This is a genomic window from bacterium (genome assembly GCA_020444325.1).
GTDB lineage: Bacteria > Bacteroidota > Ignavibacteria > SZUA-365 > SZUA-365 > BM516.
This window is the reverse complement of record JAHLLD010000001.1, coordinates 165,379-180,695: the sequence shown is the minus strand read 5'-3', so window position 1 is coordinate 180,695 and position 15,317 is coordinate 165,379. Positions and strand designations below refer to the sequence as shown.

Below are 15,317 nucleotides of genomic sequence, written 5' to 3'. Positions count from 1 at the left end.
AAGTCACAAAGACGCAAAGACACCAAGTGGAATTATAAAGGAAGGAAACACCATGTCGACACAGCAGTATCTTTTTCCAAATCCCGATGAATACGCGCCGTATTATCAGGCGTATCTCGATACGCTGCAGCGGGGAGATCTGCTCGATATTCTGCAGGCGCAGATGAAGGAAGTGGTGGATCTGCTTCGAGGACTGACGGATGAGCAGGCGGGATACCGCTATGCCGAGGGGAAATGGAGTATACGTGAGGTCATCGGCCACATCGTCGATACCGAACGCATTTTCGCCACGCGGGCGCTATGCTTTGCGCGGGGTGAGTCCGCCGACCTGCCGGGATACGATCAGGACCTCTATGTCAGCGAAGGTTACTTTGACGCGCGTTCGCGCGACAGTCTTGCGGGCGAATACCGTCAACTGCGCACATCCAATCTTTTTCTCTTTGAAACCTGGGGCGAGGATGTGCAGCGCCGAAGGGGCAGGGCGGATGGCAAGGAAATGAGTGTGCGCGCGATACCGTGGATGATCGCCGGGCACGAACGGCATCATCTCAATGTGATAACTTCGCGCTATCTCGCGTCCATGAACACCTGAGCGAAATCCCTTCTCTCCATGCATCCCGATAACGGCAATCCTGAACTCTTTTCGCCGATTTCGGGTTCTATTTACATGAACGATGTTTCATGATATATGATGTAGAGGAGTACATGGACAAGAAAGCATTGATTGAAAAACTCAACGAAGATCTCTCGAACGAACTCAGCGCAATCATTCAGTACATCACATACGCGGCCAAGGCCACGGGTCCCTACCGTCCCCAGTTGAAAGACTTTTACATGGCGGAAGTGCCCGACGAGCAGTTGCACGCAGAATTCCTAGCCAACAAAATTGTCGCACTCGGCGGCGAACCGACGACGGAACCGGCTCCGATCAAGGCTGCCGGCAGCAACCGTGAAATGCTTGAAGCCGTGGTGGAAGCCGAGCGCAAAGCCATCGCCGGCTACACCGAGCGCGCAAAGCAGGCCGAAGAGTTTGGCGATAAAGGACTCGCCGTGCAGCTCGAAGACATGGTGCGCGATGAAAGCGGTCACGCAGAGGAAACCGAACGCATCCTGCGCGACTGGCCATTGTAATTCTGACCGCCGTCGCACGACCCGAGTAACAGCGGAACAACGCTTCCGCAGGATTACAGCTCTCTTCACCCCGCCAATTCGGCGGGGTGTTTTTTTGGGGGGGGGAGAAGGGAAAGAGGGGAATGAAGTAGGTACAGGGATCAGATCACATCGAGATAAAGCATCGCAGCGAAGATGAACACGAGTCCCCCGATGATAATCAACACCGATTGTGCCTGGCGCGTATCGTCATGTACCTCGCGAAGGATGAGATCCTCTTCGCCCTGACGCTGCCGCTGCAGGAGGTCGAACATTACATTACCGATGCCACCGCACAGTTTCGAGTAGGGACAGGCATGCAGGTACGGCTGACAATCCATCCTGGAGATGTGCACGTACATGTCTCCGTTTTCCTCAAACGTCACCTTCGTGACATCGGAGGGATCAAATCCCCTGCGCCGATACAGATACTGCTCCCCGGGCAGAAACAGTGTGAGGGTTGAGTTGTTCCACTGCGAGACAGCGATATGCCGTTTACTGAGGAAGCTCGCGAAGCGGCGCAGCTCTTTCATGGAGTACTGCGTGTGACGAACCATGACAGGGGTTGCTGAATAATCATCCCCTTGCTGCCCGGCGGAGTCGTTGGTACTGTCCTTCCCGGGTTCGGCAGGATCCTTCCTGCTTCCCTCACACGCGCGATCGAACAGCCAGCGATACCAGGTGCGCGTGCGCTTGCGCTGCAGCAGGGAAGCGGGCAGACTGAACAGCAGCAGCACCGCGAAGCCGATCAGGTGCAGCGTCCAGCTCTGCCGCGAAAGCATCGTCTGCATATGCATCGCCAGCTCATAGTGCATGCCCAGCGTCGCCGCCATCACACCAATGGTCATGCGCAGCAAAGCATGCTGCCTGATCCATATCCACATGCTGTACGTCAGTATCAGCAGCGCGAACGCCCATGTACTGAGATGCACCGTTCCGAGCAGATCCTCCACAATATGCAGTGTGATAAACAGCACAGCCGCAACGACACTCCAGAACCAGATGCGTCGGGCTTGCTGTGGGGATGATGTCATATATCACTTACTCAGGCAATGTAAAGTACAGGAAAATACGACCTTCAGGTGTGAATAGCGAATAGCGGCTGCGCCGCGCTGGAGCGCCTACCGGCACGCGGGAGTTCGTCCCCGATTCCATCTGGGGACTCACGCTGGAGCGCCTATCGGCGCGCTTGAGTTCGTCCCCCGATGAAATCGGGGGACTCACGCGTGACACGAAGTGTCACTCCTGCGTTCCGCGTCTCCGTCCGCCGAAGCTTGAGCAAAGCGAAAGCGTAGGTGGAAGCGGAACTCATGCGACTCCGCGGAACGCGGAGTCTCAAGCGAGTTGCGAAGCAACTCTCAAGCACCGATCTTGCGTCAATGTATCACAAGCGCATGCGATGATGGCGGAACAGTATTCCGGAGCAGAATTTCAAAGAGAGGACCGATCGGTCTCCCTGCTGCAGGCGAATTTTCTGATGGTGTATTTTGCGCTGCCGGCGGTACTGGTGCTTGGCGTGCCGTATTTGCTGTTGTGGGGGACAGATGGGATTCGGTCGATTTTCGTTGATGGGGGATTGCTGCCGCTGCTTGTGGCGGTTGCGGTGGGCATCGTGGTGCATGAGGGAATTCATGGACTGACATGGAAATGGCTGACGGGAAAACCGTTCGGCGTGATCCGTTTCGGCTTCGACTGGAAAACCGTTACGCCCTACGCGCATTGCAGCGAGCCGATGGAGGCGCGTCCCTATCGCATCGGCGCTGTCATGCCCCTCATCCTGCTCGGCATTCTGCCCGCGCTGTACGCGGTCGCTTTCGGCAGTGCGTCCTGGGCGGCTTTCGGACTGTTCTTCACTTTCGCCGCCGGTGGCGACATGCTTATCCTCTGGCTGCTGCGCGATATCGATTCCACCGCACTGATCGAAGATCATCCGACACGCGCCGGCTGCTATGTGCTGCTTCCCGGGGAAGATGGGGCGCTGAGTCCCGGAGGGGAAACAGGACGGGGTGACGAGGATGCGGAACGGACAGCGCAGGAAACACAGCAGACGGAGGAACCTGCATGATGAATGGGGGACATGAGTACCGGCACGATTACCCGGTACATTATTACGACTGTGATGCGCAGCTGCGGGCGACCGTGCTCGCCATGCTGCGCTGGTTCGAAGATCTCGCGCTGCTGCAGAGTGAAGACTATGACGTGGGCATTGCGTTCTATGAAAAGGAACAGGTTGCCTGGCTGCTGAGCCGCTGGGATATTCGCATCCACGGTACGCTGCGTCATCGCGACGTCGCACATATTCTCACGCAGCCCATGGCCATGCGCCGCTTCCTCGCCAATCGCCGCTACGCGGTGCAGGATGCGGAAGGAAAGCCTATTGTGGAGGCGGACTCACAGTGGGTGTACGTGGATACCGCGCGCAAGCGTCCCGCCCGCATCCCGATGGAGATATTTTCCCGCTACGGCATCGAAGGGGATGTCGAGGAGCTGTCTACCCCGCAATCGCCGCAGCCGGTGGAGCGGGTCGATGAACAGCGGGATTTCTCCGTTCGCATGAGCGACATCGACAGCAACGGACATGTCAACAATATCCGCTATGTCGAATGGGCGTTGGAAACCATGCCCGTGGAGATTCCGCGTGACGCCGCACTCCGCCGACTGATCGTGCATTACCGCAAGGAAGTACGTTATGGCGTCGACATACTCGTTTCCACGCAGCTGCTTCCGCCCGATGATAACTCCACCCTGCTCGTCGCCCGGCACGAAATTCGCAACGGAGACGTGGCGGCGTGCGCGCTGGAGACGCACTGGGAAAGAAGTCCTGCGAACTGATGCGCAGGTGGTAACGCAGGCTCTTCCTTCGTACATTATGCAGAAACTGCATAAAGGTGACGCCGGTTTTATGCACTTTCTGCATATTTTTCCGGTATTCGACCGCTTTTCGTCCCTTTTTCACAGAAAACGACTCCTCATGCATCGCGTTTTTATCCTGCCATTGCTGCTTCTGCTGACGACCGCCGCGCAGGCGCAGAGCATTTTTGCCCACGTGCCTGACGACATCAACCCGAAGAAATTCTACATGTTCTACATCCCTGACGATGTGGTGACCGGCGAGGACATGCAGCCGGTGGACCCGCAGTACGGGAAATATGATTATGCCGGGATCGTCAATCGCTTCGCCGCTGAGGGCTTCACGGTCATCAGTTATCCGCGCGAGAAGGATACGCATCCGTACCTGTTCGCCGATGAGACGGTGAAGGAGATACAGAAGCTTCTCGATGCCGGTGTCCCCGCATCGCATATCAGTATTGTCGGCGCCCGGGTCGGCGGCGGCATTGCCGTAATCATCACCAGCAAGCTGCGCAATCCGGAAATCCAGGTCGTGCTGCTGGCGACGTGTACCGAGGTGTTCACCGCGTACTGGAAGGAGCACGAAGAGTATCTCAGCGGCAATGTGCTTTCCATTTATCACCCCGGGACGGACCGTACATCCTGTCGCGATTATCTCGAACTCTGCCTCAAGCACGGGGTGCGGCGCTATTACGAAATCCAGATGCCGGAAAATGCGGCGAAGGGATTTTTCTACAGGGCGACGGCGGACTGGGTGCTCCCGGCCATGCTCTGGAGTTCGGGAAAACATGATATGATCAGCAGGTAACAATTGCCTGCTTTCCCCGTATATCGGATCATGCGCTCTATCATACAGCGAGGCCTGTGAGCCAGCAGAATACATACGAGAAGAAAGAAGCGGGCTTCCGCGAAACCCTGCGGTCGGATTTCAAGCAGCAGGATTTTCGGAAAAGCGTGCGGCAGGACTGGCAGGAAGTGCTCGAGTTCTTCCTGAGCGATGAACGCAAGGAGCGGCTCAAGCATATGAGCATGTTCAAGAAAGTGTTCGTCGTGCCCTACTGGCTGTTCAAGGCCATGTACATGCATCTGACGCCTGCCCGCCGCGTCCTTCTCCTCATCGGCGTCATCATGCTGCTGTTCATGCAGACCACGGTCAGCTCCGGGGATGTGTCCACAACGACGAACTGGCACATCGTCGGGGGCTTCCTGATTCTCTTCATCCTCCTGCTGGAACTGAAGGATAAGATCATGGCCCGCGATGAACTCGAAGCGGGACGCGTGGTGCAGGATGCGCTCATGCCGGATACGCATCCGACGTTTGAAAACTGGGATATCTATATCCACACCATTCCTGCGAATGATGTGGGCGGGGATCTCGTGGATTACATCACGGTCTGCGACGACAAGCTTGGACTCTGTCTCGGGGATGTCGCGGGAAAGGGACTCGGTGCCGCACTGTTCATGGCGAAGCTGCAGGCCACCATGCGCGCGCTCGCGCCGCAGCGCAGTTCCGTCGCCGATCTCGCGGGACAGATCAACGCGATCTTTGCACGCGACGGCATTCCCAATCGCTTCGCCTCCCTGCTCTACCTGGAAATCACGCGGGAGAGCGGGGCAATGGAATTTGTGAATGCGGGACACATGCCGCCCATCCTTCTCCGCGACGGTGAACCCGTTGAACTCGAACGCGGAAGCGCCGCCCTCGGCATCCTCGCCAGCGCTACCTATCGCACGCAGTCCGTTACCCTCCAGCCCGGCGATCTGCTCTGCGTGTATTCCGATGGACTCACCGAGGCGCGCAACGAACGCGGCGAATTCTTCGGCGACGAACGCTTCCGCCGCCTGCTCTCGCGCATCGGCGAACTCGACGCCGAACATGTCGGCAATCACATCATCGAACGCATCCGCCGCTACACCGGCGACGCCCGCCAGCACGACGACATCTCCCTCTTGCTCCTCCGCTATAAGCCTGGCAACGGGAACACGTAGAGTCCCATCAATGGGAACACGGATTCTCACGGGTCTTACGGATCTCCACGGAGGACAGAGAAAGCACTCGCCATAGTCTCCGTGGAAATCCGTACAACCCGTGAAGATCCGCGTTCCCATAGATTGTAGTGAATCGTTATCTTGTGGGTATCCACGTACCTCACTCAATCCTACCGCTATGAACATACGTTGTACCTCCTGCCTTCTCACCGTTCTTTTCATGTTTGTTTCGATGTCGCTGATGGCGCAGGATGTGCCGCGGGATGATGTGCAGCGGGCGGATGCGCTGCGCGGGGAGGCTGCATCGCTGTCGGCAAAGTGGACGCGCGAGCGCAGCGAGGCGGAAGTGCTGGCCCGGCAGCAGGGACTGCAGCTGCGGCAGGTGCTGCCCGATGGACGCGTGGCCGAGCTGCAGCGTTTCGAAGAGGGACGTCCGGTCTATTACATCACCGACAATGCCACCTCCGCCGAAAGCATTTCCTCCGACCGCGTGTATGCGGGTGGAACGCTGGGTTTTGCGCTTTCCGGCGCGGGTGTGACAATGGCGGTGTGGGATGGCGGGTCGGTGCGCACGACGCATCAGGAATTCGGGGGACGCGTGACGCAGATGGATGCGACATCCTCTCTCAGTGATCACGCGACGCATGTCAGCGGCACGATGATCGCTTCCGGCGTCAAGGCACAGGCGCGCGGGATGTCACCCGCCGCGCAGCTGCAGGCGCATGACTGGAACAACGATCTCAGTGAGATGGCTTCACGTGCGGCGGAGGGAGTACAGGTTTCCAATCACTCCTACAGCAGCGTGTCAGGGTGGATATATAATTACCGACGCGACGGCCGCTGGGTGTGGTTCGGTGATTACAATGATAATTCGCCGGAGGACAGGAATTTCGGACTGTATGAAGGCAGGGCGCAGGACTGGGATCAGGTGGTGTACACCGCCCAGTATTACCTCCCCGTCAAATCCGCAGGGAATGACAGAGGTGACGGTCCCTCAACTCAGCCCACGCAGCACTGGGAATACCAGGCGGGATGGAAGCTCGTCAACAACGTCCGCGATCGCGACGGCGGTACGGAGGGTTACGACTGCATCCCGAGCTACGGCAACGCGAAAAACATCATGACCGTGGGAGCAGTGGAGGATATCCCGGGGGGATACAGCACTGCGGGTGACGTACGCATGACCAGCTTCAGCGGCTGGGGGCCCGCTGACGACGGACGCATCAAACCGGATATCGTCGCCAACGGCACGTCACTGTATTCCTGTGTAAAATCCTCCAACGCTGCGTACGCAACATCCAGCGGAACGTCGATGTCGTCACCCTCGGTGGCCGGCAGTATCGGGCTGCTAATCGAACATCAGCGCAACCTGCATGGATCGACGCGCCTGCGTGCCTCAACCATTAAAGGACTCATCCTACACACCGCCGATGAGGCGGGTTCGGCTCCCGGACCGGACTACCGTTTCGGGTGGGGACTGATGAATACCGGTGCCGCGGCCAAGCTCATGCAGCTGGATGCCGACGGCAGCACCTCCTCCATCATTCGTGAGGATGAGCTGTGGCAGGACGGCAGTGTCGAATTCCAGGTGTACAGTCCGGGCCGTGGTCCTCTGAAGATCACGATATGCTGGACCGATCCGGCGGGACCCGTACAACCCTCGCGCGTGGATCCCACCAATCCCGTGCTCGTCAACGATCTCGACCTGCGCATTGAGGATCCGTCTCGCGTGGAGCATCTCCCCTGGGTGCTCAATCCCGCACAGCCGGGCGCCCCTGCAGCGCATGGCGACAACATCGTCGACAACATCGAGCAGGTGTTTATCGCATCCCCTGCTGAGGGATATTACACCGTGCGCGTGACGCACAAGGGCGCATTGCAGGGCGGGTCGCAGTGGGTATCCATTATCGCGAGCGTGAGTAATGCGCCTGCGCTGATGTCGCCGCCTGACGGACTCACCGAGCTTTCCACCACGCCCGCACTGCAGTGGTATCCCGCGCTGGGAGCCACGGGCTACGACGTGCAGGTTGCGGCAACGCCCGACTTCAAGTCGCCGCTTTACGACGTAACCGATGTGCAGTCGACCTGGGTCACGCCGAACTCCCTTCCCCGACTCGACCGCTATTACTGGCACGTGCGCGCACGCGATGCGCAGGGTACGAGTGAATGGTCGGACATCTGGAGTTTTGAAACCGGCAGCGTTCCTTCCGACGCGGGACATGCGCTGTATTTCGATGGATATGATGACGTCGTCGTGCTGCCACATCGCGCGGCCTTCGCCGACATCGAGCAGCAGCACGCAGTGACGATAGAAGCTTGGGTGAATGTGCGAAGCTGGCAGAACGGCCGCTTCCCCATCGTCGAAAAGTACAACAGCACGACGGGTGAGGGCTGGTCACTGCAACTGCGCAGTAATGGCCGCATGGAGTTTACCGCGACGAATCCGGAAACCTGCAGCTTCACGCCGACGACGGACAGCTGGCATCATGTTGCCGTCAGTTATGACCGGACGGAAGGAAAGCTGCGCATGTACGTCGATGGTTCGCGTCGATGTGAAGTCAATTACGATGAAGCGATAGCGAACACCTCCGACGGTTTTCTGTATGTCGGCGGCAGCAAGTCGGGAAGCGATACCTTCGGACACGGCATTCTCGACGAAGTCCGCATCTGGTCTGTCGCGCGCAGCGAGGCGGAGATTAACGCCGACATGTTCAATGTGCTCGACGGCACGCAGGCAGGACTCGCCATGGTGATGAACTGCGACGATGCGCGCGGTCTGCAGAGCAAGGCCCCGCCGGGATCGGAAGAAGCTGAACTCCAGATGGGTCCCGTCTGGCTCGTATCGTCCGTTCCCATGACACCCCCGCCCGTTCCCGTACTGCTGTATCCCGGGCAGAACGGCATCAATGTCCCTGTCGTCCCCACACTGCGCTGGCAGGCATCCACTTCCGCCATGCATTACCGCGTGCAGGTGTCTCGGACACCCGACTTCAGCGACCTGGTGCTGGACAGCAAGAATGTAACAGGCACGCAGACCGGTGGCGGTACGCTCGATGCGGAACGTGAATACTGGTGGCGGGCCAACGCAACGAATGGCATTGGCAGCAGCGACTGGTCCACTCCCCATAAGTTCACCACCGCCATTGCTCCACCAGACAAACCGCAGCTCGTATCCCCGGCTAACGGCGCACAGAATCTCGCGGTGCAGACAACGCTGTTGTGGAACGCTCCCGCACGCGCCCTGCGCTATCACGTACAGGTGTCCACCGACTCGCTGTTCGATCAGAGTTTCGTGCTCAATGCTGAAGACCTCATTTCCCCCAGCGTCGACGCCCGGGATCTTGGGAATTTCCAGAAGTACTTCTGGCGCGTGCGTGCGATGAATTTCGGCGGCAGCAGCGAGTGGTCCGACACATGGAGCTTCACCACACTGCCGGCGGAACCGGAAGCCCCGGTACTTATCGTGCCTGATGTGGATGAGTATGGTGTTGCGCTCACGCCGCAGTTCCGCTGGGAGAGCGTGGAAAGTGCGGAGACGTACGCCATGCAGCTGGCGGATGACAGCGCGTTCACCGCGCCGCTGCTGGATGTGAAGAACATCCCCTTCACCAGTTATGCGGCATCCAACCTCCAGCAGGCGACGTGGTATTACTGGCGTGTGCGTGCAAGCAATTCGGCAGGGAATGGCCCATGGTCCGCCCCGCGACGTTTCCTGACGCTTCGTCCCTCACCCGGACGCGTACAGCTGCGCACCCCGGCTGATGGCAGTATGAACATCAGTCTGCTTCCGCAGTTCACCTGGGAGGAAGTGCAGTATGCCGAAAGCTATCGCTTTGAGCTGGCGGAGGACACCACGTTCACCGCGCCATTGATTGCAGAAGACGGACTTGCTGCTTGGCAGCACAGTGTGACGGATTCGCTTTTCGAGTTGCAGTCATATTTCTGGCGCGTGCGCGCGGAAAATGAAAGCGGGGAAGGGGAATGGAGCGATACCTGGGAATTCAGCACAGAGGAAATCCCGCTCGCCCTGCCAGGTGCCGTGACGCTGCTGGAAGCCGCGGCCGATGACTTCGAGCTGGTCAGTCCGGTTCTTTTTCGATGGACCACCACAACCCCCGAGGTTACGCATTACTGGCATCAGCTGGCAGAGGACGAGCAGTTTTCATCCACTCTGCTCTCTGACAGCACACTGACCGACACTGTCGCCACGCTTGCTTTGCCACTCGCAGAGGGAAGCGAATTCTGGTGGCGCGTGCGCGCAGGGAATGCCGCAGGCTGGGGTCCCTGGTCCGAAAGCCGCCGCAACAAACTGCTAACCACCACCGCGGCGGGCGCCCTTGCAACGCCGTCCGTTCCACAGCTGCACGCGAACTATCCGAATCCCTTCGACGCCCGCATAGGAAGCACACTGCGCTTCACGCTGCCGCGGGCGGCGGACGTACGTCTCGAACTGCGCGACCTCCTCGGAAGGCTCATCGCCCTCCCCGCCACCGGTCATTACCCTGCCGGCACGCACACCGCACCCCTGCAGTCCATGAACATTCCCGCAGGCACCTACATGCTCCTGCTGCGTGCCCATGGCCTGACCAATGTGCGAATGATTAGCATCAATCAATGAGAACACGGATCCGCACGGATTCTACGGATCCCCACGGAGACTGGGGAAAGCGCCCGCCAAAATCTCCGTGCGGATCCGTGAGACCCGTGAAGATCCGCGTTCCCGCTGCTGGATGATTGTTGTTTCCCCACGATGATGGTATTTTTGAGATTCAGTTCATTTGCAATCAGTTAGTTAATAGTAGACATGCGTTACCCTTTCAGCGAGATCGAACCGAAGTGGCAGAAATTCTGGGAAGAGAACAAGACCTTCCATGCCACGGAGGAGTATGACAAACCGAAATATTATGTGCTGGACATGTTCCCGTATCCCTCCGGGGCGGGATTGCATGTGGGACATCCCGAGGGCTATACCGCGACGGATATCATTTCGCGCTACAAACGCATGCGCGGCTTCAACGTGCTGCACCCGATGGGGTGGGACGCGTTCGGACTGCCAGCCGAGCAGTATGCGGTGAAAACCGGCGTGCACCCTGCCATCACCACCAAGCAGAATGTGGAAACCTTCCGCCGTCAGCTGAAGATGATCGGCTTCTCGTACGACTGGGACCGTGAGGTCAACACGACGGATGAGAAGTACGTGAAATGGACGCAGTGGATTTTTACGCAGCTCTACAAACAGGGACTCGCGTACATGGCCGAAGTACCGGTGAACTGGTGTCCCGAACTCGGCACCGTACTCGCGAACGAGGAAGTGCCCGAGCAGGTGGAAAAAGGCTTCACCGTGGTGCGTCGTCCCATGCGCCAATGGATGCTGAAAATCACCGCGTACGCCGAACGCCTCCTCAACGATCTCGATGATCTTGCCTGGCCGGAAAGTCTCAAGGAAATGCAGCGCAACTGGATCGGCCGCAGCGTCGGTGCCGAGGTGCGCTTTACCGTCGACGAGTCCGGGCAGGATATCACCGTGTTCACCACGCGTCCCGACACGCTCTGGGGCGCGACGTACATGGTGCTTGCACCGGAGCATCCGCTGGTGGATGAAATCACCACGTCGGAGCAGCGCGATGCAGTCAGCACCTACATCGATGCCGCTTCCCGCAAGAATGATCTCGAGCGGACCGAGCTTGCGAAGGAAAAGACCGGCGTGTTCACCGGGGCGTATGCCATCAATCCGGTCAACGGCGAGCGCATCCCGATCTGGATCGCCGACTACGTGCTGATGACGTATGGCACAGGCGCCATCATGGCCGTGCCCGCGCATGACGAGAGGGACTGGGAATTCGCGCGCACCTTTGACCTGCCCATCGTGGAAGTGATCAGCGGTGGTAATGTCGAGGAAGCGGCATACACCGATACGGATAACGGCGTGGCGGTGAATTCCGATTTCATCAACGGACTCGGCTACCGCGAGGCGTTCGACAAGGTGGCGGACTGGCTGGAAGAAAAACAGCTCGGTAGGCGCAAGGTGAATTACAAACTGCGCGACTGGCTCTTTTCCCGTCAGCGCTACTGGGGCGAGCCCTTCCCCGTGATCCATGTGCAGAAGGAGGACGGTACGGAAGAAATCAAGCTGTTGCCGGATGACGCACTGCCTGTGACGCTTCCGGAGGTTGAATCGTACAAGCCTTCGGGCACCGGCGAGTCGCCGCTGGCGACGATAGAGGACTGGGTGCAGACGATGGATCCTGAGAGCGGACTCCCGGCGCAGCGCGAGACCAACACCATGCCGCAGTGGGCGGGTTCGTGCTGGTATTACCTGCGCTACATGGATCCGCACAACGACGAGAAATTCGTCGACAAGAAGAAGGAAGAATACTGGGGTCCGGTCGATCTCTACGTGGGCGGTACCGAGCATGCCGTGCTGCATCTGCTGTATGCGCGTTTCTGGCACAAGGTGCTGTACGATCTGGGACATGTGTCCACCAAAGAACCGTTCATGCGTCTTGTCAACCAGGGCATGATTCTCGGTGAGGACGGCAGAAAGATGTCAAAGTCCTTCGGAAACGTCATCAATCCCGACGACGTGATTCGTGATTACGGCGCCGACACCCTGCGCCTGTTTGAAATGTTCATGGGTCCCCTCGAGCAGGTCAAGCCCTGGAACACCAAGGGCGTCGAAGGCGTGCATCGTTTTCTCAACCGCGTCTGGCGCCTGTTCATCAAGGATGATCCGGACGCGCAGGATGATACTGACGCGACCACGGCGCAGCTCGACGAGAGCATACAGGATGTCGAAGCGGATGAAGAGTCGCTGAAGATTCTCCACAAGAGCATCAAGAAGGTGGGCGAGGATATCGAGGGACTCCGTTTCAACACGGCTATTTCGCAGATGATGATTTTCGTCAACGAAATGAACAAGAAGGATCTGCGGCCAAAATCCGTCATGCAGCAGTTCGTGCTGCTTCTCGCTCCGTTCGCGCCGCATCTCGCCGAAGAGCTGTGGCAGCTGCTGGGCAACGAGAGCACCCTCGCATACGAGGCCTGGCCGGAATTCGACGACCGCTACACGGTCGAAGACGAGGTCGAGGTCGTGCTCCAGGTCAACGGCAAGCTGCGCGACAAGATGATGATCGCCAAGGGCACCGGGAAAGACGAACTGGAAGCCGCGGCGAAAGAAAACGAGAAGATCAAGGCGAACATCGAAGGCAAGACCATCGTCAAGGTGATCGCGGTTCCGGATCGCCTCGTCAACATCGTGGTGAAATAACGGAGGTATCGCGCATGCAGCAGAATTTCCGGGAACAGATGTTTCGCTGGAAAGCACGCATCCTCAGCCTGCACGCGGCCGCATGACAGGAAAGACGCATCTTACCGGGGGATTCGCGGCGGGAGCATTGCTCAGCTGGTCCGTCAGCGCCGTGCCCGCACTGGCCGCGAGGCTTCCACAATCAATCGATGTCGCCGGAATTGCCGTTCCCGTCATCGTGCCCGGAATGGCCGCAGCGCTGATCGCGTCACTTCTCCCGGATATTGATGAACCTCAATCCCTCATCGCCAATTCTCCGCGGGCTGTGCAGCAGCGGCTCGGGAAAGGACGAAAAGGAGTAGACCGCGGTGCCCGGCAATCTGCGGGTGCATTGCTCACCGTGCTGCAGTGGATTACGACGGGACTCGCCATGCTGATCCGTGTGCTTGCCGGTGGACATCGCGGCGCGACGCATATGCTGCTCATCGCAGCCGCACTCGGTGTCGGTGCGTATTTCCTCGGCGGTGCCATCGGTTTCCCCTCGCTATGGATCTGGTTCACCGCAGGCTATCTGAGCCATCTCATCCTCGATATGATGACACCTTCGGGACTCCCCCTGACCTGGCCGCTGTCGCACCGCTCCATCCGCATCCTCCCGCGTCCCCTCACCATCACCACCGGCACCATGGGCGACACCATCCTCCGCCTCATCCTCATCGCAGTAGGCGTCTGGCTCCTCGTATAGGTAGTTTTCCCTCGCTTCGCTTGGGAAGTCTTTTCGTCTCCGCGTTACGGAGACGAGTTTTTTCCGCAGTGCGGAGTAGTTTCGCCTCGCGTTGCTCGGCGAGCAATTGTCCAAAGACCTCGTGCCGCACAGCGGCACGAAAAAACGCGAACGAAGTGAGCAAGAACTTTTCGCATTCGCGACAGCGGATGCGGAAAAACTACCTTTTACATGTGCAGTACAGCGGTGGCGGTGACGTGCGTTCCAGTGCGGAGAATGAGGTGGTATATGCCCCGGGGGAGGTCAGACATGGGCAGATACACGTGGTGTTCAGATGTGGAGAGGGGATGGAGATCTTTTCGCAGCAACTCTCGTCCCTGAATATCAGTCAGGTGCAGGCTGCAGGCGGCGGGTGTATGCAGCCGGTAGCGCACGGACAGCGTATGACGCGCGGGCTGTGGATACACGGAGAGTTCGGGGGACAGGGGAGCCGCGGCTTCGGCGATGAAGGAGGTTCCGCCCAGCGCTGCGGGGATGCCGGCGTCACGTACGCGGGTGAAGAGCACGTGGTGTCCGGCATTGTTAAGATGCACGCCGTCGCCCGAGTTGTAGGTCGAAACGATTCGACCTTCTTCTTCCCCGATGGTGGTCCAGAAATCCAGCGCGCGTTCACCATACCGCTCGAGAATCCAGTCCCTCGTCACAATCAGATTCTGCCGTCCTGTCTCGCTGAGATTGCGGGGCTGCGTGGTGCAAACCCAGATCGGGACGCCAGCACTGTCGGCCAGGGCGGTCACGCGTTCGAAATTCTTTGCCTGCTCGAGTATGCTGAAACCGCTTGCCGCATCGTTGCTGGGCAGATTGATGATAATGGCGTCAGCATGCCGGGCCAGCGCTTCGGTGATATTCTTCAGCGTGTCCGGGTAGGGACGCCCCTCGGGAGAAACGAAGTCGTCGGGCTGTATCTGATACGTCGTGTAGCCTCCGACGGCGAGATTGATCACTTCGTACGCCGGATTGATACTCTCCAGGTATGCGCGGTATTTCCACACCCACGCGCTGTCACGCGGAGAAGCGCCCGCGCCCGCCGCCGTCGACGACCCCAGCACCACAACTCTCAGCGAATCCGGCAGTGACGTCTGGGCCTGTGCAGGAAAAACCATCAAACTGGTAATTATAAGCAGAGCGGCGGGGAGGATTCGAAGCATTGGCGTCCCTGTGAGATGTACCGTAACAGGTCTAGTATAGCAACATGCGGAGTTTCGAGAAAGGTTCACGCATCGAGGCTGATGGCTCAGTATAAAAAAATGGAAAAATTGAAAAATGGAAAAATCACCGCATGCCCAACATCCCCACGCA

At 58.6% G+C, this 15,317-nt stretch carries 11 protein-coding genes; 9 read left to right on the top strand and 2 right to left on the bottom strand.

The features are described from left to right. The first annotated feature begins 52 nt into the window (after window positions 1-52). Together KQI65_00730 and KQI65_00725 are read left to right on the top strand one after the other, a co-directional pair. Window positions 53-592, top strand: a complete 540-nt coding sequence (locus KQI65_00730) for a DinB family protein (GenBank protein ID MCB2203243.1) — start codon at window positions 53-55, stop codon at window positions 590-592. A 113-nt stretch (window positions 593-705) separates the two neighbouring features. Further along, window positions 706-1,131 (top strand): ferritin-like domain-containing protein, encoded by a 426-nt coding sequence (locus KQI65_00725; GenBank protein ID MCB2203242.1) that lies wholly within the window; start codon window positions 706-708, stop codon window positions 1,129-1,131. A 140-nt stretch (window positions 1,132-1,271) separates the two neighbouring features. On the opposite strand, the gene KQI65_00720 is transcribed toward KQI65_00725, so the two are convergent. Continuing rightward, complete coding sequence (locus tag KQI65_00720) at window positions 1,272-2,183, bottom strand: hypothetical protein (GenBank protein MCB2203241.1); 912 nt, start codon at window positions 2,181-2,183, stop codon at window positions 1,272-1,274. A gap of 365 nt (window positions 2,184-2,548) precedes the next feature. Here KQI65_00720 and KQI65_00715 point away from each other — a divergent pair, with 365 nt between their 5' ends. The 7 genes from KQI65_00715 to KQI65_00685 all read left to right on the top strand — a co-directional run bounded on the left by KQI65_00715 (window position 2,549) and on the right by KQI65_00685 (window position 13,979). Further along, window positions 2,549-3,214 (top strand): DUF3267 domain-containing protein, encoded by a 666-nt coding sequence (locus KQI65_00715; GenBank protein MCB2203240.1) that lies wholly within the window; start codon window positions 2,549-2,551, stop codon window positions 3,212-3,214. Further along, on the top strand, window positions 3,211-3,981 hold the full coding sequence (locus KQI65_00710; GenBank protein MCB2203239.1) for a hypothetical protein: 771 nt from the start codon (window positions 3,211-3,213) through the stop codon (window positions 3,979-3,981). Before KQI65_00715 ends, KQI65_00710 begins: the two co-directional genes overlap by 4 nt. A 139-nt stretch (window positions 3,982-4,120) precedes the next feature. Further along, window positions 4,121-4,807: a hypothetical protein gene (locus KQI65_00705; GenBank protein ID MCB2203238.1), complete on the top strand. Its 687-nt coding sequence runs from the start codon at window positions 4,121-4,123 to the stop codon at window positions 4,805-4,807. A gap of 56 nt (window positions 4,808-4,863) precedes the next feature. Then, the gene (locus tag KQI65_00700) at window positions 4,864-5,988 is read left to right on the top strand and encodes a serine/threonine-protein phosphatase (GenBank protein MCB2203237.1); all 1,125 of its coding nucleotides are present in this window, start codon (window positions 4,864-4,866) and stop codon (window positions 5,986-5,988) included. Between the two features lie 178 nt (window positions 5,989-6,166). Next, entirely contained in the window at window positions 6,167-10,606 is a 4,440-nt protein-coding gene (locus tag KQI65_00695) for a S8 family serine peptidase (GenBank protein ID MCB2203236.1), read from the top strand. Window positions 10,607-10,792: 186 nt separating this feature from the next. Next, complete coding sequence (gene leuS, locus KQI65_00690; GenBank protein ID MCB2203235.1) at window positions 10,793-13,255, top strand: leucine--tRNA ligase; 2,463 nt, start codon at window positions 10,793-10,795, stop codon at window positions 13,253-13,255. An 82-nt stretch (window positions 13,256-13,337) separates the two neighbouring features. After that, window positions 13,338-13,979, top strand: a complete 642-nt coding sequence (locus tag KQI65_00685; protein ID MCB2203234.1) for a metal-dependent hydrolase — start codon at window positions 13,338-13,340, stop codon at window positions 13,977-13,979. A gap of 206 nt (window positions 13,980-14,185) precedes the next feature. On the opposite strand, the gene KQI65_00680 is transcribed toward KQI65_00685, so the two are convergent. After that, window positions 14,186-15,166 carry an SGNH/GDSL hydrolase family protein gene (locus tag KQI65_00680; GenBank protein MCB2203233.1) on the bottom strand — a complete coding sequence of 327 codons (981 nt, stop codon included), beginning with the start codon at window positions 15,164-15,166 and terminating at the stop codon, window positions 14,186-14,188. Window positions 15,167-15,317: the final 151 nt, after the last annotated feature.